We start from the raw sequence: 23,005 nt of genomic DNA on the forward strand, positions 1-23,005 counted from the left end.
GCGACGCCCATCCCATGGCGGCGGACGCGCTCGATGTGCCGGCAGGCCGGTTTGCCCACGCCCGGCGCCGCATGCACGCGCCGGGTCACGCCGCTGCGGCGTCGGTCTGCGGTGCGTACCGAGGGCATCGCCTGCCGATCGGCAATAGCAATACCGGGAGCGTGGTGAAGCATCCGGGCGGGACCGTGTGGCGGCATGGATGCCGCTCAAGGTCCCACGCCGGCACCCGCGCAAGCACCACCGATTGCTATCGGTTGCGGAAAAAAAATGAGAAAACCCAGGTGGGCTGCACGTTCTTCCGAGCGTCACCATTCCTGGCGACATACCAGCAGTTGGCACGCAAACCACGCATGCCAATCCCGAATGCCCGATCCCCGATCGCGGCGGCAGCGGCGACCGCATCAGCAGCCGCTGCGCGCGAGCTTGCTCGCCGCCCTACAGCCCGTAGCGCTCCACCGCCTCCAGGTGCGGGCGCGGATCCTGGTCGCAGGCCTCGGCCAGGCGCAGCCAGCACATCGGGTGCGCCCACTGCGCGGTGGCGGCCAGCAGGACGCGATGCAGTTCCAGCGGCGCCGCCGCTTCCGGCAGCGCCACGGTGAACAGCACGCCCGGCAGACCCGTGCCTGCATCTTCCGGGTCGAATGCGTCCGCGTGTGCCGGATCGACCACGCGGTAATCGTCGCGGCTGTGCAACCACAGCTTCCAGCCGCGCGCTTCGATGTCCTGCCGCAAGGCCTCGATCGCCTGCTCGCCAGGATGCACGCCATCCACCAGCCAGCTGCTGCCGTAACCACCCGCCTCCAGCACATGCACCTGCGCATAGGTCGGCACGAACCGCTCGCGCTCGGCCTCGTCGTCCGGTGGCGGATACAGCAACTCCGCATCGAAGACCACCCAGTCGCCGACATGCTGGCGCCGATGCGCCGGTGCATTTTCGACGATACGCGCGGTGACCGGGCCGGTGCGCCGTGCGTAGTACTCGGCTGCCTCACCGTCGTCCACGCAACGCACGATCACCCAGCCCCAGGTTTCTTCGACCACGCCACGGGTGCCGCTCAGCTCCATGCCGAGCGCCAGCGCCGAGGCGCGCACCGCGTCCCACTGCTGCGCCGCACTGGCCGCGGTCATCCGATCCCAATGCGCCGAGCGCGGCTCTTCCATCAACTCGGTCAGCTGGCGATACACCTCGGCAGCCTCGGCGAAGCGGCCGGTGTCGAGATACATGCGCGCCAGCAAGCCGCGCGCGCCATGCGAACCGGGCGACAATTCCAGCAGCGCGGTGCAGGCCTGCTCCAGCGCCGGCCAATCGGCCAGCCGCTGGGCCAGCTGCGCCTCGCACCACAGCGCCGCCACCGGCACCAGCGGGCGATACAGCTGCGCCAGCCGGCGCAGGCCGGCTTCGTCGCCACCGCCCAGCAACAGGTTCATCAGCCGGAAGGTCGGGCTGGTTTCGCGGTCGGCATGCCGCTGCACGAATGCCCACAGCAGCGCGATCGCCTCGTCGTCGGCCGCACACGCGCTCAATGCCGACGCCGTGGTGTCCACCAACTCGGCGTCGTCCGGTCGCTCGGCCACTGCCTGCAGCAACCACTGCGCCTCGCGCTCGGGATTCCGTGCCACGTCTTCGGCCTGCGCATCCAGCCACTGCAGCAACTGCCCGGCCGGCACCGGTGCCGGCTCGCCCGCCGGTGCGGTCTCGATGCGCTCGGCCAGGCCGTCCAGCAGTTGGGTGGCGCCACGGTCCTGGCGCAGCTTGGGCACATGCGCGCGCGCAAGCGCCAGGTGCCGGCGTGCCGTCCACACCGCACCACGCTGCAACGCCAGCTCTATCGCCATCTCGGCCGCGTCGATCAGGATGCGGTGCGCGCCGACCTGCGCGTAATGATCGAGCATCACCTGCAGGCGGCTGCCCAGATCCCAGGTGTTGCGCTCGGGCTGGCGCGATACCAGCACCACCACCGCACGCAACCAGTGCAGGCGGTAGCGCGGCGCCACCTCGCGCCACGGCAGGAAGGCCTCCAGTGCTTCGTCGTCGCGATTCAACAGCGCCAGGGCACGGGCTTTCTGCAGGCGCCGCGGCTGACTGCAGTTGGCCCATTCGGCCCCCTCGCGCGCGGCCTCGCGTTCGCGCTGCTCGATCAGCGCCAGCGCCTCCTGCGCGCGGCCCAGCGAGAGCAGGATCGAGATGCGCATGTCCGGCACGCCGTCGTAGATCTGGCCGCCGTGCGCAACGATGGTCTGCGACTGCTGGTCCAGGTAACTCAATGCCGCCTCGCCGCGTCCATCGTCGAGCAGGGCATCGGCTTTTTCGCAGCTCAGGCACTGGTAGCACGACCAGCTCGGATCGATGCGGCCCAGCGTCTCCTCGCACACCTCGATGCGTTCTTCCACCCAGCCCGGACCGTCGATGTTGGCGTAGCAGGCGGCCAGATCCTGGGTCACGCACACCGACTGCGGGCACTCCACCGCATCGGCGCGGTGCGCGCGTTCGAAGAGCGTCACTGCATCGCTGAGCGCACGCTCGCCTTCGCACAGGTTGCCGACCCGGTTGCGCATTTCCCAATGCCCGACGAACACCTCCAGCCACGGATTGGCCAGCGTCTTGCCCAGCGCACGCGCCTCGGGCAGCAGTGCTTCGGCGCGTTCGATCTGCAGGTCGCAGATATGGTCGGTCAGGCGGGTCAGCAGCTGCGCATTCTGCGGCTGCCCGGCTTCGCCCAGATCCTCCTGCAGCTTCTCCACCCAGTTCCAGATTTCCATCGTCTCGCTCCTTCGATGCGGCGCTCAGCGCGCCAGCAATTGGGTCACGGCCTGGGCGAGATCGCCGAAGGCCCGATTCAGATCCGATCCACCCGCTGCGTCGGCACCGGGCTGCGGCTGGCTGCGCCCCTGCGCCGACACGATCACCTTGAGCGAGCGCAGCAGCCGCGCCGCCACCGCTGCCTGCGGATTACCGGCGCGCTGCGCCGCCAGCAACGCCTGCAAGGCCGCGTTGTCGAGATTCAGATACAACCGTTGGGTCTGCCGCGCCTGGATCCCCGCCGTGAACTGCCGGGCCAGCCGCAACGCAGCGGTGGACACGCGCTTGTCGTTCTCGTCCTGCTCCAGCCGGCGCTTGAGTTCGGCCTCGCGGTCGGGCACCACCACCAACGGCAGTGCCTCCGGGCTGAAACGCGCCGGCACCAATGCTTCGCCATCGCCCAGGTGCTGTTCCAGCCAGGCCAGTTCGTCGGCCGGCAGCGTGTCCAGCTGGAACAACTGCCGGTTGCCCTGCTCGGTACCCAGCTCGACCAGACGCACGCCCTTGGCCTGCGCCCAGCGGCGCAGGAACGGCACCACCGCATAGCGGTTTCCGTAGGCCACCGGCACGCCCATCGCGCGGAACAGCATTTCCTCGAAGCCGCTGTCGCTGTCCAGGATCACATGTACCGCGCCGCGTGCCGGCAATTGCTGTGCGGGCAGGTCGCCCTGCGAGGTCGGCACCCGCACGTGTTCCATCAGCAGCGCGAACAAACGCTCGTCGCACAGCGCCGCGCCCAGCAATGCCTCGTTGTGGCGCAGCAGGATGCGTCGCCAGGCTTCCGGCTGCTGACGCGCCACATCGGCCAGGCCCTGCACCAGCGCTTCGGACAGCGCGTGCTGCACCGCCGTGTAGGTGGCATCGCGTTGCAGATCCTCGCGGCTGGCGGTGGGCGTCAGGCGATTGGACTCGATCACGCCGCCGATAAAGCCCGCCCACGGCGGCAATAGTTCGCGTGCGTTGTCGTCCAGCAGCATGCCGCGCAGGAACACCGACAGGTTGCGGTTGTCGCTGGTGCCGTAAGTGGCCCCGTCCTGCACCCACAGCAGGCCGACCGCGTCGCTGCCCTCTTCCGCGCGCACCGGCATGCAGCACAAGGGCTCGAAGTTGCGCTCGAAACGCGCGGCAAACTCGCGTTGGCGCCGCCAGGCCTGCACCGGATGCAACGGCAGCGCATCGTGCATGCGCCACGGCGGCGGTTCGGGATTGATCGCCTGGGTATCGCCGCCGATCCAGATCGGCTCGCGCAACAGCGCGCAATAACGCGACAGGATCTCGCGCAGCCGTGCGTCCTGGGCCAACGGCAGATAGTCCTCGTGCAGTTCCAGCACCACTTCGGTGCCGACCTGCGCGCGTGCCGGGACCGGGCTCACCGTGTACTGCTCGGCATTGCTGGAGATGTAGCAATGCCCCAGCGTCGGGCTCTGGTAGGAGGTGGTGCGCACGGTGACGCGGCGCGCCAGCACGAAGGCCGACAAAAAGCCCAGCCCGAACATGCCGATCAGGCCGCTGTCCTCATGCCCGCCCTGACGCAGGCCGCGCGTATACCCCACGCCGACCGTGGCCAGGTAATCGTGGATTTCCTGCTGGGTCAGCCCGGCGCCGGTATCGATGATGCGCACGATGCCCTGGGCCGCGTCGGCATGCACCTCGATGCGCGATTGGCCTTGCCAGTCGGGTTGTTCCAGACGGCGACGCAGGATCGAGTCGTGCGCGTTCTGCACCAGCTCGCGCAGCGCGACCACCGGCGTGGAATACAGATGCTTGCTGAGCACGGACATCAGTCCGTTGAGATCGACGCCTGCACGGCGGATCTGGGAGGCGTCCGTCGCCTCGGAAGTGTGATCTTGCATGATCGTTGGTCGTTTCCTTGGCAGCCACGCCCATCCTCGGACGCGCCTTCCTGGGTGGCAGTGCGAGCCGAACAGGATAGCCGCAAGCCACGCTGCACGCACGCACGTCACACTCTGGCGGCGTCCCGGCACGTGGCTGACCGCCCACGCACGCCACGTCGGAAACGACACGCCACGGCCTGCGTCGACGCAGGCCGTGGCGCACACCGGCTTACCGCTGCAGGGTTTCCATCGGCGCCTCATTGAAATGCTGGCGATAGCCCTTGGCCAGGGCCGAACGGCTACCCACGCCCCAGCGGCTGGCCGCCTGCAGCACGCTGCCGCAGCCGCCTTCGGCCAGCAGTTCGGCGCGAATGCTCTGCATCCGGTAGCGACGCAGCACCTGGGTCGGCGACAGCCCGGTGGCGGACTTGAACGCCTGCTGCAACGCGCGCCCGGTCACCCCGATCTGCGCGGCCACCTCGTTGATCGACAGATCCGAGCGGTGCGCATTGGTGATCATGTAGGCGTAGGCGCGCCGATACTTGGCCGGCAGCCGCGCGGAAATATCGTCGCTGACATGTGCCGGCGCGCCGCTTTCCAGCAGCCGTGGCGCCTGCACCTCGCTGCGCAGGCACTGCACCGCGCCCAACGCATAGCGGTTGTACAGCAGCAGCGCCTGCTCGGTCCTGCCCAGCGCCTGGCTGATCTTGGCCTGGCAATACTCGAACTCCAGATTCCAGCGCGGTGCGTGGTGCCGGCCGGCACCGGCCAGGGCACGCTCCGCCAGGTCCGCGCGCCCCACCGCCAACGCGGCCAGCGCCAGCTCCACCTGCGCGTCCTGCCGGGCGCAGGGCGGGCAACCGGTGGCGGCAGCCGGCAGCGCATCGATCTGCGCGTCGAAACCGAAGGTGTCGCCACCGGCAATGCGCAGCAGGTTGCGCACATGGCGCATGCGCTGCGCCAGGACCGGCATGCTTTCGGCCAGGTCGGCGATGCAGGCGCGCAGCTCGTTGGGCTCGAACGCGTGCGCCGCATCCTCCTGCCGCAACGTCGCCTGCCAGAACACGTGGTCGCTCATCCGGTCGGCACGCCGGATGCGCAACTGCGCAATCATGTCCAGGCGCAGCGCATTGGCGATGCGCTGCCATTCGGCTGCGCCGCTATCCAGTTCCGCCAGCGCTTCGTTGGCGCGCTCCAGGGTCTGCAGCGCCAAGGTGCTCTGGCCCAGGTGGAAGTGGGTCAGCGCCTTGCCCAGCAGGCTTTCCCCGCACAGGCTGGGCGGCGTCTCGCGGTCCATCGCCAGCTGCGCGAAGCAGTTCAACGCAGCGCTCAGGCGGCGCTGGCTCAGCATCAACCAGGCGGTATTGCGGCAGGACAGCAGCCGCAGCTGGCGCTGATGCCCGCGCATCGCCTTCAAGGCATTGCGGTAGGCATCTTCAGCCTCCTCCTGGTACTCCAGGATCAACAAGGCATCGCCGCTGGCGCCGAGCAGGCTGACTTCGTCGTCGGCGCCATCCGCGGCAGCCTGGCCGTCGCGGCGTTGTTGAAGATGTTGCAGACCTTGCGGCCAGGCACCAACCAGCATCCTGCTCGTATAGGTAGGAAGACGGTCTGCGTACGACAACGCAGAGATCGCCGCGAAGTAGGTTGAAAGGATCATGCCGGGCTCTCTCATAGGGGGATGAGCAAAAACAACAATGCGCCGGTCTGGCTGGCGCAAACGATTGTATGCAGCGGATCCAAAGGAATTTCTCACTCGCGGGCACCAAGAAAATCAAAAAACCTCACTCTGTGCCCCGCCAAGCCAGTTAAGCAGCGTGCAGATAAAGGGCACTTTTTGCATACCGCCAACGATGTCACGCATAGGACATTGCACGCCATGCGACGCCGTATTGAAGACAAGACCGCAGTCATCGGAGAAATCGCCGGGCCCACTCAGACACCCGGCCTGCGCGCGGCGCGACCTTTGTCCCGACATGACATGGCCATGGCTGCCAGTGCGGTGCTTCAGTAAATGAAAGATCTGCTTCAAACGATCGCCATTTGTTCCAATCGCACCGCCGCACTGCCCTGATATTCCAAGCGCGCCTGGGACGCAGGTAAATCGCAATACCCTGGTATAGACCTGTGGATGCAGGTGGATGGCCCCGGCCATCGCACGCGTTTTATGGCCGATCGGCCTGCGATGTCGGAATGATGTTAGTTACCGACCACGCATACCCTGGGTGTAAGAGCTGCGTTGCGCATAAATGAGCGTACGTTAAAGCCGGCCGACCCGAAGCCGAAGAAAAGTACGCAGCAGTGAAACTTTCTGCCCCCGCAATGGTACATACCATTCGTCCGGCATCAGGCCGGATCCCCTGGTAGCCAAAGGCGATGGCGATGCACTTATCTCTACATGTGGGTTTTGTATTGGCGCCTGCTGTCCGCAACAGGCATCCAACCGACGACTGGCACGTGTGCAGACATGGGAAGGCCGGCTGATGCACGGCAACCCTCCCGGCAAGCAGGGATCCGCTTTCCTGTTGACGCAGGACGCGCGTCTGGCATCGCAGGTCAATGCGAGCCTGGCCCCGCTCGCGCCAAGCTTTGCGGTGTTTTCCGACGAACTGGAACTCCTGCGCTCGCTGCGGCATTCCCCTTGCGAGCTGCTGCTCTTCGACGCGACCTGCGTCGCATCGGACGACAGCTCGCTGCTGGCCTGGCAACGCTGCCACAGCGGACATCCCACGCCGCTGATCGTGCTGGGGCGCTTCGACTGTGCCCACGACATTCTGGCCTGGTACCGCGCCGGCGCGCATGACGTGCTCGCCCTGCCGTTCAATTCCCACGAACTGCACGTGCGCGCGGCCTTGGCGCTTTCGCCGGTGGCAGAGGCCTGCTCGGAGAGCCAGCAGTTGAAGGTTGGTCCGTACCACTTGATCCGCGACGAGAACACCGTGTATCTGCACGGCAAGCCGATCGTGCTGACCGCGCGCGAGTTCTCGATCGCCTGGCTGTTGTTTTCCAGCCCCGGCGTGTGTTTTCGCCGCTGCCAGCTGGCCAAGGCGGTGTGGGGCAGCCACACCGAATTCACCGACCGCACGATGGAGCAGCACATCTACAAGCTGCGCAAGAAGCTGCAGCTGTGCAATCACAGCGGCGTGGTGCGCATCAGGACCGTGTATTCACATGGTTACAAGCTGGAACTCGCCCTGCAGGACAAGGATGCACCGACGCCAGGCAAGGCCGTCAGCCCCAGCACCGCCCATCATGCTGCGGCCTGTTGAGCGCTGCAGCCTCGCACTGGCGGCGCCGATAGCGATTGGCAGCGACCCGCACCTGCCGATCGCCATCGGCGTCGGCGTTGCAGTGGCTTGGCCACTGTCGCGTGCGTGACCTGGTCGGGCATTGACTGGCTATCTTTGCCAGCTCCCGCATCGAGTGGCAGCGTTCCCACTTCCTCATTCGGTCATGTAGTGGATGCACCAGCGGACCGTTGCCGCATGACCGACCGCCTGCGTCCTGCGCAATGGCAGAACGTATAGCTTCTTTTCCGGCAATCGGGGCACGCAGCAGGCAGGCCGGAGTCGGCACTCGAACACAGGCGTGTTTTGCCCCCCCGGCCGGGCGGCGGTCTCCAGAAACGACAATGGCGCGGAGCATTCCCCCGCGCCATTGTTCGATCAGGCCTTGCGCCCGGTTACTGCTTGGGATTCTCGCCGTACTCGTTCGGGCCGGGCGTGCCTTCCAGGCACATGAAGACCAGCACGATGAACCCACCGACATAGGGCACCAGGCTGATCAGATAGAACCAGCCGGACTTGCCCTGGTCGTGCAGCCGACGCACGGTCACTGCAATGCTCGGCACGATCAACGCCAGCACGACGATCACCACGACCGCGGCGACCAGCCAGGCCAATGCACCGGGACCGTTCTCGCCGCCCATCAGGGCCACTGCGATGCCGAAAAGGCTGCCCAATACCACCAGGACGATCGCCTGCAGCAGCATGAACATCCAGTATTCCTTGCGGCGCGAGCGGCCCGTGAAGTCGGCATAGCGCTTGAGGGGCAACAACATCCATTCCATCGTGTTTCTCCTGGTGACGCGCAGTGAGCGCTGTCCGTGATCCGGTGCACCGTGCAACGGGCCGCGCATGGTGCCATAGCCGCCCTCCGCTGAAAACGGTTTCTGACCGGCTGGCCGCATATCGCGACAGGCGGCCACCGTCACGAGCGACCCGGTCCGACAGCGTCACTCAGGCAGTTCCGGCATGACACGGCGCCCCGCTGTCCTGCCCTGCACGGCGGTGCGCGATCGACTCAGCGCGTGCAGGCCGACGCACTGCGCAGGCACCTGTGCAGGCAGCCGTCGCCACGCCGCGGAGGCATTACTCGGCCGCCGCTTCCAGCGCCTGGCTCAGCCGCTCCACTGCGACGATCTCCATGCCCTTGATGCTGGCGACCTTGGGCGCGTTGGCCTTGGGCACGATCGCGCGCTTGAAGCCGTGGGTGGCGGCCTCTTTCAGACGATCCTCGCCGTTGGGCACCGGCCGGATCTCGCCGGACAGCCCCACCTCGCCAAAGGCAATCGTCTTCTCCGACAGCGGCCGGTCGCGCAGCGAGGACAGCACCGCCAGCAGCACCGGCAGGTCGGCGGCGGTTTCCTGCACGCGGATGCCGCCGACCACGTTGACGAACACGTCCTGGTCGCCCACCACGATGCCGCCATGGCGATGCAGCACCGCCAGCAGCATCGCCAAGCGGTTCTGCTCCAGCCCCACCGCCACCCGGCGCGGATTGGAAAGCGGCGAGGCGTCCACCAGCGCCTGCACCTCCACCATCAGCGGCCGGGTGCCTTCGCGGGTGACCATCACGCAACTGCCCGGCTGCTGGGTGCTGCCGCCGGACAGGAAGATCGCCGACGGGTTGGAGACCTCCTTGAGGCCCTTCTCGCCCATCGCGAACACGCCCAGCTCGTTGACCGCACCGAAGCGGTTCTTGAACGCGCGCAACAGCCGGAACCGGCTACCGCTCTCGCCTTCGAAGTACAGCACCGCATCGACCATGTGTTCCAGCACGCGCGGGCCGGCGATGCCGCCTTCCTTGGTTACATGGCCGACCAGGAACACGGCGGTGCCGGTCTCCTTGGCATAACGCACCAGCCGCGCCGCGCTCTCGCGCACCTGGCTGACCGAGCCCGGCGCCGCGGTCAGCGATTCGGTCCACAACGTCTGTACCGAGTCGGCCACGATCAGCTTCGGCCGCGCCACGCTGGCATGCTGCAGGATGTTTTCGATGCCGGTTTCGGCCAGCGCATTCAAGCCTTCCAACGGCAGATCCAGCCGCACCGCGCGCCCGGCCACCTGCGCCAGCGATTCCTCACCGGTCACGTACAGCACCGGCAGCGTGCTGGCCATGCTCGCCAGCGCCTGCAGCAACAAGGTCGACTTGCCGATGCCGGGGTCGCCACCGATCAGCACCACCGCGCCCTCGACCAGCCCGCCGCCCAGTACCCGATCGAACTCGCCGATGCCGGTGGACACACGCGCCTGCTCGGACTGCTGCACATCCTTGAGCGCGGTGATCTTGGGCGCCTCGGCCTTGCCGGCCCAGCCGCTACGTCGCGAGGCCGCAGGCGAGGCCTTGCCGCCGGGCGTGGCGCTTTCGAGCACGATCTCGCTGAGCGTGTTCCATACCCCGCACTCGGTGCACTGCCCCTGCCACTTGGTGTACTCGGCGCCACACTCGCCGCAGACATAGGCCGTTTTCGCCTTCGCCATCGTCAATTAGCCCATCGGTTCTGGAGCGACAGGATAGTCGGCGTCGGTCTCAGGATGCGCGACGCTGGCTCGGGAATCGGGAATCGGGAATCGGGAATCGTCAAGGCTGACGCCAGCAGCGATGGATGCAAGCACCCGTTGCTGCTGCGGCGTGCTCACCTGGACGCACTGATGAGGCCGGGTATCTGGCTGGTGCGATATGTTCGAGCAGCCGGCAACATCATCGGCATCGACGAATCCGTCTGGAGCCGCATGAGCGATCGCAATCGGTCATGCGGCTCCAGAGCATTGTGCACAGCCCGCTCGGAGGGCTGCTGGCGCGCGGCGGCCGCTCAGCGCGGCTTGTACAACTCGCTCAGGCGATCCGGCTTGCCGGGGATACGCTCCAGATGCGGATACAGCAGGCCACCGTGGTAATCAATGCGCACGGTGTCGTAGCGGTCCAGGCGCTTGACCAGCAGTTCGATCGGCGCGGTGGTGCCCTTGGCCGCCTTGATCGCGTCCTTGATCACCTCGCTGCTGAAGGCGCGGCCGTTGACCGCCACGATGGTGTTGCCGGCGATCAGGCCGGCATTGAAGGCCGGGCCGTCCCACAGCACATCACTGATCTCGCCAGAGGCGCTCAGGGACACACCAAGCGAATAGGCCAGGTTGGCGTTCTTGTCGTCGCTCTCGTCGGCCTTGGTGGCCAGATTGGGCTCGTCGTTGTAGACCAGCTTCCAGCCATTGGCCTCGATGCCCCCGTTCAACGAGCCATGCCCGTCCATGCGGCTGCGCAACAGGCTGGCCCAGTCGTAGGCGGCAATGCCGTTGAGCGTGGCGACGATGTCGTCGAAGGTGTACGGGTTGACGTCCCAGTCGCCGTTATTCATGCCGAAGAACGCCTTGCCGAAATCGTCGATGGAGCGCTTGTTGTTGGTCAGCGCGCGCAACTTGCTGTCCACTTCCAGCCACATCATCTGGCCGCCGGAATAGTAGTCCTCGCTCATCTGATAGCTGCGGTACGCCTTGGGCCGGCGCATCGACATGGTCGGGTCGTTGGTGGTGTCCTGCACGGTGCGCCAAGCCATGCCGGGGCGCCCGCGCTCATAGCTTGCCGCCACGCCGGCCAGCATCTCGCGCGCCTGGTCCTGCGTCCACAGCCCCGACCGCGCAGCCATTACCTCGCCCCAGAACTGGGTCTGGCCCTCGTACAGCCACAGCAGGCTGTCGCCCATCGGCACATTGAAGTTCGGCGTGGCCAGGTCGGCACCGCGACGGTACTTGCCGTTCCAGGAATGATTGAACTCATGCGCGAGCAGGTCGCGCCCGGTCCAGCTCTTGTCCCACTCGGTGAAGTAGGTCGGCACGCCGCTGTTTTCGCTGGAGCGGTGATGCTCCAGGCCGATGCCACCCAGCTTCTTGGTCAGCGCCAGCAGGAATTCGTAATGATCGAAATGGCGCGCGCCGTAGAGCTTGTCCATCTGCTGCACCAGCGCTGCATGCGCCTTGATCTGCTCGGGCTTGGCCTCCAGCGACTTGGCTTCGTCGGCGAACACGTTGAGGTAGACCGGCTGCTTGCCGGCGCTCAGCTCAACGCGCTTGTAGTACTTGCCGGCAAACATCGGCGAGTCGACCAGGTCATCGAAATCGATCGGCTTGAAGGTCACCGTGTCGCCGACGCGGCGGTCGGTTTCCAGTGCCGTGGCATAGCTCCAGCCGGCTGGCAGGGTGACGCTGGCCTGGGCCTTGATGTTGCGTGCGAACACGCCGGCCGGATACAGCGCGGTGGTGTTCCACTGCAGGTTGAGCATCTCCGGGGTCATCATCACCCGGCCCTGGTTGGGTGCCTGCGGCGAGAGGAACTTGAACTCGGCCACCAGCTCGGTGGCCCCCTGGGGCACGTCCACCTTGAAGGCGTAGACGTCGAACTGGTCACGCGTCCATGGCACCACCTTGCCATCGACCTTGATCACCAGACCGGCCAGCTTGTCGATCGGCCCGGTCGGCGAGTGATTGCCGGGAATCCACTGCGGATACAGCAGCGTCATCGGGCCAGGCTTGGCCGGCATGGTGGTCTTGACCTTGAAGATGCGGTGGGCCAGATCGGTGGCATCGACGGCGATCTTCAAGCTGCCGTCGAACGGCACGTCCTGCGGCGCAGCGGTTTGTGCGGCCGCAGGCAACGACAGTGCCGCCAGCAGCGACACGGACAACAAGGTGGGGATCTTCATTGCAACTCCGCAGGGACCTGGAACAGGCAAGCCCACGATGCTAAGCGCCTGCGCGCGCTTCCCCCGTATGCCATAGGTCATGCTGCGCACCGATTCCCAGTCAAAAAAAAAGCCGCCAGTGACCTGGCGGCGTTGTTTGTCTCCGGCATGCAGCGATCCGGGGTGCCGCGCTGGGCCCCCAGCCGCCTCAATGCATCATGTTGACGTTCATGTTGTGCAGCACCCACAGCGAACCGACGATCACGATGCCGATGATCAGCAGCGAGAACAGGCCCACCTGCACGTTGGAGCGCTGTTCGGGCGAGCGATCCATGTGCAGGAAGTACACCATGTGCACCAGCATCTGCACTGCGGCCATCAGCGAGATCACGATGACGGTGACGCCCTTGGAGAACGCCCCGCTCATCACCATCGCGAACGGGATGACGGTGAGGATCACGGCCATGACGAAGCCGATCAGGTAGGACTTCAGGCCGCCGGCATGCGCATCGGCAGCGTTTTCGGTGTGGTGGTGATTGGCCATTACAGCGCTCCCAACAGATAGACGACGGTGAACACACCGATCCAGATGATGTCCAGGAAGTGCCAGAACAGGCTCAGGCAGGCCAGACGGGTGCTGTTGCGTGCGGTCAGGCCGTGCTTGGAGATCTGGATCACCAGCACCGCCATCCACAGCAGACCCGAGGCCACGTGCAGACCGTGGGTACCGACCAGGGTGAAGAAGGCCGACAGGAACGCGCTGCGTCCCGGGCCCGCGCCTTCGTGGATCAGGTGGTTGAACTCCCAGATTTCCATGCACAGAAAGCCGATACCCAGCAGCGCGGTGACCGCCAGCCAGCCGTACAGGCCGCCCATCTTGCGCTTGTGCGCGGCAATCATCGCGAAGCCGAAGCTCAGGCTGCTGAACAACAGCAGGAAGGTTTCCACCAGCACGAACTTCAGGTCGAACAGCTCCTTGGCGGTCGGCCCGTCCACCGTGGCGCCGGACAGCACCGCATAGGTGGCGAACAGGCCGGCGAACAGCAGGCAGTCGCTCATCAGGTAGACCCAGAACCCGAAGACGGTGTTGCCACCGGCGTCGTGATGCGCGTGGTCGTGATCGTGGCCGCCCGCGTGGGCGGCGTGGTCAAGCGTGGTCGAGGAAGCCATGGTCATACCACCTTCGCGGCCTGCGCCGCCTGTTGCTGTTCGAGCAGGGCAAAGCGCGCGTTCTCGATGCGCTCCACTTCTTCGGCCGGCACCCAGTAGTCGATGTCGTTATCGAAGGTCCGTGCGATGAAGCTGCCGATCATGCCGACCAGGCCGACGATGGCCAGCCACCAGATGTGCCAGATCAGGCCAAAGCCCAGCAGCACGCTGAAAGCACCCATGTAGACGCCTGCACCGGTGTTGCGCGGCATGTGGATCGGCTCGTACTTGGACGGACGCACCCAGCCCTTGCCGTTCTGCTTGTCGGCCCAGAACTGGTCGCGGTCGTCGATGTGCGGCAGCACGGCGAAGTTGTAGAACGGCGGCGGCGACGAGGTGGCCCATTCCAGCGTACGGCCATCCCACGGATCGCCGGTGTGGTCCATGTGCTCCTTGCGCTTCCACACGCTGTAGCCGATCTGCACCAGGTTCAGGAAGATGCCCAGGCCGATGATCGCAGCGCCCACCGCGGCGACGTACAGCCACGGCGCCCACTCAGGATGGTTGTAGGTGTTCATGCGACGGGTCATGCCCATGAAGCCGAGCACGTACAGCGGCATGAAGGCCACGAAGAAACCGATGATCCAGCACCAGAACGAGGCCTTGCCCAGCTTCTCGTTGAGCTTGAAGCCGAACGCCTTCGGGAACCAGTAGGTCAGGCCGGCCAGGTAGCCGAACACCACGCCGCCGATGATCACGTTATGGAAGTGGGCGATCAGGAACAGGCTGTTGTGCAGCACGAAGTCCACGGCCGGGATCGCCAGCATCACGCCGGTCATGCCACCGATGGTAAAGGTGATGATGAAGCCGATCGTCCACAGCACCGGCGAGGTCATGTGCACGCGACCGCGGAACATGGTGAACAGCCAGTTGAAGATCTTCACGCCGGTCGGGATCGAGATGATCATCGTCGTGATGCCGAAGAAGGCATTGACGTTGGCACCCGAGCCCATGGTGAAGAAGTGGTGCAACCACACCACGAACGACAGCACGCCGATGCACGAGGTGGCGTAGACCATCGAGGTGTAGCCGAACAGGCGCTTGCGGCTGTAGGTAGCGATCAATTCGGAGAAGATGCCGAACGCCGGCAGGATCAGGATATAGACTTCCGGGTGACCCCAGATCCAGATCAGGTTGACGTACATCATGGCGTTGCCGCCACCGTCGTTGGTGAAGAAGTGCGTGCCCAGGTAACGGTCGGCACCCAGCAGCGCCAGCGCCACGGTCAGGATCGGGAACGCCGCGATGATCAGGATGTTGGTGATCAACGCGGTCCAGGTGAAGATCGGCATGCGCATCAGGGTCATGCCCGGCGCGCGCATCCGCATGATCGTCACGAAGAAGTTCACGCCGGTCAGCAACGTGCCCAATCCGGAGATCTGCAACGCCCAGATGTAGTAGTCCACGCCGACGCCCGGACTGTATTCCAGCCCCGACAACGGCGGATAGGCCAGCCAGCCGGTCTGCGCGAATTCGCCGACGCCCAGCGAGATGTTGATCAGCGCCGCACCGCCCACGAACAGCCAGAAGCTCAGCGAGTTCAGGAACGGGAACGCCACGTCGCGCGCACCGATCTGCAGCGGCACGATCAGGTTCAACAGGCCGGTCATGAACGGCATGGCCATGAAGAAGATCATGATCACGCCGTGCGCGGTGAAGATCTGGTCGTAATGGTGCGGCGGCAGCACACCTTCGCCGCCGTTACCTGCCAACGCCTGCTGGGTGCGCATCATCGCCGCATCGGCAAAGCCGCGCAGCAACATGACCAGCGCCACGATGATGTACATCACACCGATGCGCTTGTGGTCCACCGAGGTGAACCACTCGTTCCACAGGTAGCTCCACAGCTTGTACTTGGTGATGGCGCCCGCGATGAGCAGGCCGAGCAGGCCGGCGCCACCGAGTGCGACCATGATGATCGGCTCGTGGTACGGAACCGCCTCGATCGTAAGTTTGCCTAGCATCACTTGTCTCCAGAAGTGCACATGGCAACCGGCTCGGCAGCCGTTGCCTGATGGTCGCCGTGGCCTTTGTTATGGCCCGGACCATTCATGTATTTGTCGACGAGCGAGCGGAACATGCCGTCCTGCACCGACGAGTAGTAGGTGACCGGATACTGTTCCTTGTCGTTGCGGTTGGCGGCCAGCACCTGGTACTCGGCGGCGTTCAACGCGGTCGGCGATGCCTTGACCTTGGCCACCCATGCCTCGAAGCCGGCCTGGTCGACGGCATGCGCCTTGAAGCTCATCTTCGAGAAGCCGTGACCGCTGTAGTTGGTCGACAGGCCGAAGTATTCGCCCGGCTCGTTGGCCACCAGATGCAGCTTGGTTTCCATGCCGGCCATCGCGTAGATCATCGTGCCCAGGTGCGGGATGAAGAACGAGTTCATCACCGTGTCGGAGGTGATCTTGAAGTTCAGCGGCGTATGTACCGGGAAGGCGATCTCGTTGACCGTGGCGATGTTCTGGTCCGGGTAGATGAACATCCACTTCCAGTCCAGCGACACCGCCTCGATGGTGATCGGCTTGACCTCAGAATCCAGCGGCCGGTACGGGTCCAGCGCGTGCGAGGAGCGCCAGGTCAGCACCGCCAGCACCAGGATGATCACGCACGGAATCGACCACACCACCACTTCGATGGCGGTGGAGTGCGACCAGTCCGGCTCGTAGCGCGCCTTCGTGTTGGACGCGCGGTACTTCCACGCGAACGCAATCGTCATCACGATCACCGGGATGACCACGATCAGCATCAGCACCACCGAGGTGATCAGCAGCTGCTTCTCGTCGTGGCCGATCTGGCCTTTCGGATTGAGAATGGCCGAGTTGCAGCCTGCCAACAGCAGGAACGGCAGCATCAGGCCTGGACGAAGTACACGCCCGAGATGTTTCAACGGAATCATCGGTCGATCCAAGTGCGAAGGAACGCCAGCCTCGTTCGTCGTATCCAGGTGGGACGCGTCCTGACGGCACGCTTCCTGACGGAAGGCGGCCACGCAGACCGAAGACACGAGTTAGCTCCCTGATTTTAGACTTTGCTGCACCTGCACGAAACCCATCGGCAATGATCTGCCGCAATTAATGCGCGCAAAACTGTGCGACATGTTGTCGCAGCGCCGCGCAGGGCGAGATGGCGGCAGCGGCGGCCGGCGTGATCTGCGGCGCGTGGCTGCGCCGGCGCCGCAGCGCGCGGGCATCGGCCCAAAACGCAACTGGGCCGACCAATGGTCGACCCAGTGCTGAAGCGATGGTGCCGGAAATAGGAATCGAACCTACGACCTACGCATTACGAATGCGCCGCTCTACCAACTGAGCTATTCCGGCGAGCCGTGAATTGTAGGAGTGGAGCCGGTGCCCGGTCAATCGCCAGCGGGTGGCGGACTGCGCGTCGGGCCGGGGCGGCGGCCGGCGGACGTCCAACTGCAGGTGTGCGAAACGTCCAGCCATGCCGCAGGCACCCGACGCCGGCTCAACCAGGCCGGAGCGCCCGCTTCAGCTGACCAGGCGCAACCGCAGTTCCTTGGGCAGCGCGAACACCATCGATTCCGGCTCGCCTTCCAGCTCGGACACACCGTCGGCGCCCAGCTCGTGCAACCGCGCCAGCACGCCATCGACCAGCACCTGCGGCGCGGAGGCGCCGGCGGTCAGGCCGATGTGCTGCTTGCCGACGATCCAGGCCGGGTCGATCTCGCTGGCGTTGTCGATCAGGTAGGACTCCACCCCGTCACGCCGGGCCAGCTCGCTCAGGCGATTGGAATTGGAGCTGTTGGGCGAACCGACCACCAGCACCAGATCGCATTGGCGCGCCAGGTCGCGCACCGCGTCCTGGCGGTTCTGGGTGGCGTAGCAGATGTCGTCGTGGCGCGGCCCCTGCATGGCCGGATAGCGTGCGCGCAGCGCCTCGATGATGCCCATGGTGTCGTCCACCGACAGCGTGGTCTGGGTGGTGTAGGCAAGATTGTCCGGCTGGCGGATCTGCAGCGTGGCGACCTGCTCGATGTCCTCGACCAGATAGATCGTGCCCGACCCGCGCTCGCGGCTCCACTGCCCCATCGTGCCTTCCACTTCCGGATGCCCGGCATGGCCGATCAGCACCACGTCGCGGCCGGCCCGGCAGTGCCGCGCCACCTCGAAATGCACCTTGGTCACCAGCGGGCAGGTCGCGTCGAACACCTTCAGCCCGCGACGCTCGGCCTCCTGGCGCACTGCCTGCGAGACGCCGTGTGCGCTGAAGATCACCGTGGCGTTGTCGGGCACCTCGTCCAGTTCTTCGACGAAGACCGCGCCGCGCTGCTTGAGGTCGTCGACCACGAAACGGTTGTGCACCACTTCATGGCGCACGTAGATCGGCGCGCCCAGCGTTTCGATCGCGCGCTTGACGATCTCGATCGCACGGTCGACACCGGCACAGAAACCACGGGGATTGGCGAGCAGGACATCCATGGCGGGCATTCTACGGGAATGGGGAATGGAGGACGGGACCGGGCGATGCCGGTACGCCGCGACTTCAGCGTCGATTCCTACTTGCGGATCCCTGCCTCCCGCTTGCCGGACCTGTCGAACAGGCCGAACACCGCGATGCCAATGGCGCCGCCGACGATCGCCGAGTCGGCAATGTTGAACGCCGGCCAGGTGTGGCTGCCGATGTACCACTGGATGAAATCGACCACGTGGCCGTGCATCAGGCGGTCGATCACGTTGCCGATCGCCCCGCCGATCACCAGTGCATACGGCAGCGCGCTGCGCCACTCGCCGCGCGCGGTGCGCGACAGCCAGAACGCCAGCAGCCCACTGATACCTATCGCCAGCGCAGTGAAGAACCACAGCTGCCAGCCGCCGGCATCGCTCAGGAAGCTGAAGGCGGCGCCGGTGTTGTAGGTGCGGTACCAGTTCCAGAAACCGTCGACCACCGGCACCGGGGTGTACTCGGGCAGGCTGGACAGCACCCAGGCCTTGCTCCACTGGTCCAGCCCGACCACCAGTGCCGACAGCAGCAACCAGATCAGGGCGGAGGGTTTGGGACGTTGACTCATGTCGAAAGATCGCAGTTGGTGGTGACTTCTCCGACGCCGGAGAAGATGCCTGGATGGCGTTGGGATGGCGGTTGGCAGAACAAAAGCTGGAAGACAGGCGGGCAAGGATGGCATGGACGTCCGAGCCGGCCGCCCTGCCCCGCATTGCCGCGTGCGCCACGCTTCAGCAAGCCAGGGAGTGCGGCGCCAGGGCCATCTACGGCAGCGGTGCCTGCCGATGAGGTCGCGCGCAGGCGCACGCCCGGCCCATCCGGGTCTCGATCACGCGTGGCAGGACCGGCCCGCCACGCGCGATCATGCGTACCCCATCAGAACCAGCGACGCTCCTCGCCGGGGCCTTCGATATTGCTGACGCAGCGGCTGCACAGTTCCGGATGACGCGGATCGCTGCCCACGCTGGCCTGGTGGTGCCAGCAGCGCACGCACTTGGCCTTGCTGGTCGGCTGCGCGCTGACGAAGATGTCGTCGGTGCTAGCCGCAGTGACGGTGACATCGCCACTGATGAACAGGAAACGCAGCTCCTCGGCCAGCGGCTGCCAACGCGCGGCAGTCTGTGCATCGGCAGCCACGGTGATCTCCGCTTCCAGCGCCGCACCGATCGCGCCATTGGCACGCATCGGCTCCAGCACCTTGGCCACCTGCTCGCGCAAGGCCAGCAGCTTGTCCACATCCGCACCGGTCAGCGCGGCATCGGCCGGCAGCGGCGCCAGGCCGTCGTACCAGGTGGCGAACAGCACGTTGTCGGCATGCTTGCCTGGCAGATAGCCCCACAGCTCTTCGGCGGTGAAGCTCAGCACCGGTGCGATCCAGCGCACGAACGCCTCGGCCACGTGGTACATCGCGCTCTGCGCCGAACGGCGGCCGCGTGCATCCTCGGCCATCGTGTACAGACGGTCCTTGGTCACGTCCAGATACAGCGAACCCAGGTCCACGCTGCAGAAATTCAGCAGCGTCTGCACGATCTCGGCAAAGTCGTAGCGCGCGTACGCGGCGACGATCTTCTCCTGCAGTTCGTGCGCGCGATGCACGATCCAGCGGTCCAGTAGCACCATCTCGTCCAGCGCCACCAGATGCTGCAGCGGATCGAAGCCATGCAGGTTGCCGAGCAAAAAGCGCGCGGTATTGCGCAGGCGACGGTACGCGTCGGCATTGCGCTTGAGGATCTCCTGCGACAGCGACATCTCGTTGCTGTAATCGGCCGAGGCGATCCACAGGCGCAGGATGTCCGCGCCCAGGGTCTTCATGATGTCCTGCGGCTCGATGCCGTTGCCCAACGACTTGGACATCTTGCGGCCGTGCTCGTCCACGGTGAAGCCGTGGGTCAGGCACTGCCTGTACGGTGCCGCCTTGTCCATCGCCACGCCGGTCAGCAGCGAGGACTGGAACCAGCCACGGTGCTGATCCGAGCCTTCCAGGTACAGGTCGGCCGGCTTGGGCAGGCCGCGATCCACCAGCACTGCCTCATGGGTCACGCCGGAGTCGAACCACACATCCAGGATGTCGGTGATCTTGTCGTAGTCGGCGGCCTCGTCACCCAGCAATTCGGCCGCGTCCAGCGTGTACCACACGTCCACGCCGCCCAGTTCCACCCGGTCGGCGACCTGGCGCAGCAACTCGGTGCTGCGCGGATGCGGCTCGCCGGTTTCGCGATGCACGAACAAGGCGATCGGCACGCCCCAGGTGCGCTGGCGCGAAATCGTCCAGTCCGGACGCCCGTCGACCATGCCGGCGATGCGTGCCTGGCCCCAGGACGGATACCAGTGCACGTTGTCGATCGCCTTGAGCGCATCGGCGCGCAGGTTGGCCTGCTCCATCGAGATGAACCACTGCGGCGTGGCGCGGAATGCGATCGGCGTCTTGTGGCGCCAGCAATGCGGATAGCTGTGCTCCATCTTGCTGGCCGCCAGCAGCACGCCGGTGTCGCGCAGCGCCTCGATGAGGATGTCGTTGGCCTTCCAGATGTGCAGCCCGGCCAGCACGGTCTCGCCCAGCGGCGGCGTCGACGGCAGGTACACACCGCGCCCGTCCACCGGGTTGATCTGCGCAGCGCCGTAACGCTCGAGCAGGCCGTACTGCCTGGAGACCTGGTAGTCCTCCTGGCCGTGGCCCGGTGCGGTGTGCACCGCGCCGGTACCGTCCTCGGCCGACACGTGGTCGCCCAGCAACAGCGGGATTTCGCGCTCGGCATAGAACGGGTGGTTCAGCAGCATCTGCTCCAGCGCCGCACCCTTGGCATGCCCGTGCACCACCACCGTGTCCACGCCGTAGCGCGCCAGCGCCTTGCCGGCCAGGGCCTCGGCCACCACCAGCCAGCGCGGCTGGCCGCGATCGGCCGGGCCTTCGACCAGCACGTAGTCCAGGTCCGCGCCCAGGCTCACCGCCAGCGACGCCGGCAGCGTCCACGGGGTGGTGGTCCAGATCGGCACCGCCACGCCCACGCCCGCCGGCAGGCTCGCGCCGAATGCAGCAGCCACGGCCGCCGGATCGCGCGCCGAATAGGCGATATCCACCGTCGGCGACACCTTGTCGGCGTATTCGATCTCGGCCTCGGCCAGCGCCGAGCCACAGTCGAAGCACCAGTGCACCGGCTTGACGCCACGGGTCAGATGGCCGTTGTCGACCACCTTGGCCAGCGCGCGGATCTCGTTGGCTTCGAAGCGGAAATCCAGCGTCCTGTACGGGTTGTCCCAGTCGCCGATCACGCCCAGGCGCTTGAAGTCGCGCCGCTGCAGGTCGATCTGCTCGGTGGCGTATTCGCGGCACTTCTGGCGAAACTCGGCAGCGTCCAGCTTGACGCCGACCTTGCCGTACTTCTTCTCGATCGCGATCTCGATCGGCAGGCCGTGGCAGTCCCAACCCGGGATGTAGGGCGCATCGAAGCCAGCCAGGTACTTGGACTTGACGATGATGTCCTTGAGGATCTTGTTGACCGCATGGCCCAGATGGATCTGGCCATTGGCATACGGCGGGCCGTCGTGCAGCACGAACAGCGGGCGCCCGGCCGCATTGGCGCGCAGCTGCGCATACAGCCCCTCGCGCTCCCAGCGCTCCAGCATCGCCGGCTCGCGCTTGGGCAGGTCGCCGCGCATCGGGAAGTCCGTCGCGGGCAGATGGAGCGTGGCTTTGTAGTCTTGGGTCACAGGTCTCTACCGTTGCGCTGCGTTGTCTGAGGTGCCTGCATGGACGTATGCAGACAGGTGCGAGGGACTCGCAGGTTGTGCCGAGCCCGCGTGATTGTTCAATACGTCGCGTGCCTGTTCGGCATCGCGATGCATCTGAACGGTCAACGCGTCCAGGCCGTCGAACTTTTCTTCGTCGCGCAGCTTGGCGACGAATTCGACCGCGATATGCCGGCCATACAGATCGCCCTGGAAGTCGAACAGGTGCGCTTCCAGCAGCGGCTCCACGCCGGCCACCGTCGGCCGCGTGCCGAAGCTGGAGACCGACGGCCACGGCCGCTCGGCCACACCATGCACCCAGGTCGCGTAAATGCCCGACAGCGCCGGCGTGCGCGGAAACCGCAGATTGGCGGTCGGATAGCCCAGCGTGCGTCCAAGCTGCTTGCCGCGCACCACTCGCCCGCCGATGGCATATGGCCGGCCAAGCAATTGCCCGGCGTGGGCGAACTCGCCGGCACCCAGCAGCTCGCGGATGCGCGTGGCCGAGATGCGCTCGCCATGCAGATGCACCGGCGCGATTTCGCCTGCTTCAAACCCGTAGTGCGCACCGAGCGTGCGCAGCAGACCGATATCGCCACCACGCCGATGGCCGAAACGGAACTCCGGGCCGATCCAGACCTCCCTGGCGCACAACCGGCCGACCAGGCCCAGCCGCACGAAGTCCTCGGCGCTCATCGCCGACAGGCGGCCGTCGAACCGGATCATGCCCACGCTGTCGGCACCGAAGCCGTGCAGCCCTTCGATCTTGGCGCGGGCCAGGGTCAACCGCGGCGGCGGCGCGGCCGGGGCGAAAAATTCGCGCGGCAGCGGCTCGAAGCTCACCGCCACCGCCGGCACGCCCAGCGCGCGCGCGCGCGCGACCGCGTGCTGCACCAATGCCCGATGCCCCAGGTGCAGGCCATCGAAGGCGCCGATGCAGACCACGCTTCCGTGCGGGAACAGCGCCCCGCCCTCGACGTCTCTAAACAGCCTGCTCATTCCTCGATCCAAACAGATGCC

General features: G+C 65.9%; 16 protein-coding genes and 1 tRNA gene. 2 read left to right on the top strand and 15 right to left on the bottom strand.

Going from position 1 to position 23,005, the window contains the following annotated elements; all coding sequences use genetic code 11:
• Positions 1–435: 435 nt before the first annotated feature.
• The 3 genes from C0541_RS09110 to C0541_RS09120 form a co-directional block, all read right to left on the bottom strand.
• Positions 436–2,760: a tetratricopeptide repeat protein gene (locus C0541_RS09110; protein ID WP_115047752.1), complete on the bottom strand. Its 2,325-nt coding sequence runs from the start codon at positions 2,758–2,760 to the stop codon at positions 436–438.
• A 24-nt stretch (positions 2,761–2,784) separates the two neighbouring features.
• Positions 2,785–4,653, bottom strand: coding sequence for an ATP-binding protein (locus tag C0541_RS09115; RefSeq protein WP_161959982.1), 1,869 nt, complete (start codon positions 4,651–4,653; stop codon positions 2,785–2,787).
• Positions 4,654–4,864: 211 nt separating this feature from the next.
• Positions 4,865–6,220 (bottom strand): helix-turn-helix transcriptional regulator, encoded by a 1,356-nt coding sequence (locus tag C0541_RS09120; protein ID WP_193725910.1) that lies wholly within the window; start codon positions 6,218–6,220, stop codon positions 4,865–4,867.
• A 96-nt stretch (positions 6,221–6,316) separates the two neighbouring features.
• Between C0541_RS09120 and C0541_RS20720 the strand changes: the two genes are divergently transcribed.
• Entirely contained in the window at positions 6,317–6,649 is a 333-nt protein-coding gene (locus C0541_RS20720) for a hypothetical protein (protein WP_153064975.1), read from the top strand.
• Positions 6,650–7,118: 469 nt separating this feature from the next.
• Positions 7,119–7,904: a response regulator transcription factor gene (locus C0541_RS09125; protein ID WP_115048172.1), complete on the top strand. Its 786-nt coding sequence runs from the start codon at positions 7,119–7,121 to the stop codon at positions 7,902–7,904.
• A gap of 413 nt (positions 7,905–8,317) precedes the next feature.
• On the opposite strand, the gene C0541_RS09130 is transcribed toward C0541_RS09125, so the two are convergent.
• The 12 genes from C0541_RS09130 to C0541_RS09185 form a co-directional block, all read right to left on the bottom strand.
• Positions 8,318–8,704, bottom strand: a complete 387-nt coding sequence (locus tag C0541_RS09130) for a DUF805 domain-containing protein (protein ID WP_115047758.1) — start codon at positions 8,702–8,704, stop codon at positions 8,318–8,320.
• A 301-nt stretch (positions 8,705–9,005) separates the two neighbouring features.
• Entirely contained in the window at positions 9,006–10,397 is a 1,392-nt protein-coding gene (gene radA / locus C0541_RS09135; RefSeq protein ID WP_115047760.1) for a DNA repair protein RadA, read from the bottom strand.
• A gap of 332 nt (positions 10,398–10,729) precedes the next feature.
• Entirely contained in the window at positions 10,730–12,610 is a 1,881-nt protein-coding gene (locus C0541_RS09140) for a M61 family metallopeptidase (RefSeq protein WP_161959983.1), read from the bottom strand.
• Positions 12,611–12,797: 187 nt separating this feature from the next.
• Positions 12,798–13,133 (bottom strand): cytochrome o ubiquinol oxidase subunit IV, encoded by a 336-nt coding sequence (gene cyoD, locus C0541_RS09145; RefSeq protein WP_029219432.1) that lies wholly within the window; start codon positions 13,131–13,133, stop codon positions 12,798–12,800.
• A complete protein-coding gene (cyoC, locus tag C0541_RS09150; protein WP_193725901.1) occupies positions 13,133–13,765 on the bottom strand; it encodes a cytochrome o ubiquinol oxidase subunit III in 633 nt (210 codons plus the stop codon). The genes cyoD and cyoC overlap by 1 nt, the downstream gene beginning before the upstream one ends.
• A complete protein-coding gene (cyoB, locus tag C0541_RS09155) occupies positions 13,762–15,762 on the bottom strand; it encodes a cytochrome o ubiquinol oxidase subunit I (RefSeq protein ID WP_115047762.1) in 2,001 nt (666 codons plus the stop codon). Before cyoB ends, cyoC begins: the two co-directional genes overlap by 4 nt.
• Positions 15,762–16,697 (bottom strand): ubiquinol oxidase subunit II, encoded by a 936-nt coding sequence (cyoA, locus tag C0541_RS09160; protein WP_115047764.1) that lies wholly within the window; start codon positions 16,695–16,697, stop codon positions 15,762–15,764. The genes cyoB and cyoA overlap by 1 nt, the downstream gene beginning before the upstream one ends.
• Positions 16,698–17,042: 345 nt before the next feature.
• Positions 17,043–17,118, bottom strand: a tRNA-Thr gene (locus C0541_RS09165).
• A 168-nt stretch (positions 17,119–17,286) separates the two neighbouring features.
• Positions 17,287–18,237 (bottom strand): 4-hydroxy-3-methylbut-2-enyl diphosphate reductase, encoded by a 951-nt coding sequence (gene ispH, locus C0541_RS09170; RefSeq protein WP_115047766.1) that lies wholly within the window; start codon positions 18,235–18,237, stop codon positions 17,287–17,289.
• 77 nt (positions 18,238–18,314) lie between these two features.
• The gene (gene lspA, locus C0541_RS09175; protein ID WP_115047768.1) at positions 18,315–18,827 is read right to left on the bottom strand and encodes a signal peptidase II; all 513 of its coding nucleotides are present in this window, start codon (positions 18,825–18,827) and stop codon (positions 18,315–18,317) included.
• A 308-nt stretch (positions 18,828–19,135) separates the two neighbouring features.
• Positions 19,136–21,967, bottom strand: a complete 2,832-nt coding sequence (ileS, locus tag C0541_RS09180; protein ID WP_115047770.1) for an isoleucine--tRNA ligase — start codon at positions 21,965–21,967, stop codon at positions 19,136–19,138.
• Between the two features lie 6 nt (positions 21,968–21,973).
• Positions 21,974–22,984, bottom strand: a complete 1,011-nt coding sequence (locus tag C0541_RS09185) for a bifunctional riboflavin kinase/FAD synthetase (RefSeq protein WP_115047772.1) — start codon at positions 22,982–22,984, stop codon at positions 21,974–21,976.
• Positions 22,985–23,005 lie beyond the last annotated feature (21 nt).

Source organism: Xanthomonas arboricola (genome assembly GCF_003353015.1).
Lineage (GTDB): Bacteria > Pseudomonadota > Gammaproteobacteria > Xanthomonadales > Xanthomonadaceae > Xanthomonas > Xanthomonas arboricola_E.

Bases quoted from the DNA above. Each gene is read 5' to 3' on its own strand.
- C0541_RS09110 (WP_115047752.1), bottom strand. From the start codon at position 2,760: ATGGAAATCTGGAACTGGGTGGAGAAGCTGCAGGAGGATCTGGGCGAA.
- C0541_RS09115 (WP_161959982.1), bottom strand. From the start codon at position 4,653: ATGCAAGATCACACTTCCGAGGCGACGGACGCCTCCCAGATCCGCCGT.
- C0541_RS09120 (WP_193725910.1), bottom strand. From the start codon at position 6,220: ATGCTGGTTGGTGCCTGGCCGCAAGGTCTGCAACATCTTCAACAACGC.
- C0541_RS20720 (WP_153064975.1), top strand. From the start codon at position 6,317: ATGAGCAAAAACAACAATGCGCCGGTCTGGCTGGCGCAAACGATTGTA.
- C0541_RS09125 (WP_115048172.1), top strand. From the start codon at position 7,119: ATGCACGGCAACCCTCCCGGCAAGCAGGGATCCGCTTTCCTGTTGACG.
- C0541_RS09130 (WP_115047758.1), bottom strand. From the start codon at position 8,704: ATGGAATGGATGTTGTTGCCCCTCAAGCGCTATGCCGACTTCACGGGC.
- radA (WP_115047760.1), bottom strand. From the start codon at position 10,397: ATGGCGAAGGCGAAAACGGCCTATGTCTGCGGCGAGTGTGGCGCCGAG.
- C0541_RS09140 (WP_161959983.1), bottom strand. From the start codon at position 12,610: ATGAAGATCCCCACCTTGTTGTCCGTGTCGCTGCTGGCGGCACTGTCG.
- cyoD (WP_029219432.1), bottom strand. From the start codon at position 13,133: ATGGCCAATCACCACCACACCGAAAACGCTGCCGATGCGCATGCCGGC.
- cyoC (WP_193725901.1), bottom strand. From the start codon at position 13,765: ATGACCATGGCTTCCTCGACCACGCTTGACCACGCCGCCCACGCGGGC.
- cyoB (WP_115047762.1), bottom strand. From the start codon at position 15,762: ATGCTAGGCAAACTTACGATCGAGGCGGTTCCGTACCACGAGCCGATC.
- cyoA (WP_115047764.1), bottom strand. From the start codon at position 16,697: ATGATTCCGTTGAAACATCTCGGGCGTGTACTTCGTCCAGGCCTGATG.
- ispH (WP_115047766.1), bottom strand. From the start codon at position 18,237: ATGGATGTCCTGCTCGCCAATCCCCGTGGTTTCTGTGCCGGTGTCGAC.
- lspA (WP_115047768.1), bottom strand. From the start codon at position 18,827: ATGAGTCAACGTCCCAAACCCTCCGCCCTGATCTGGTTGCTGCTGTCG.
- C0541_RS09185 (WP_115047772.1), bottom strand. From the start codon at position 22,984: ATGAGCAGGCTGTTTAGAGACGTCGAGGGCGGGGCGCTGTTCCCGCAC.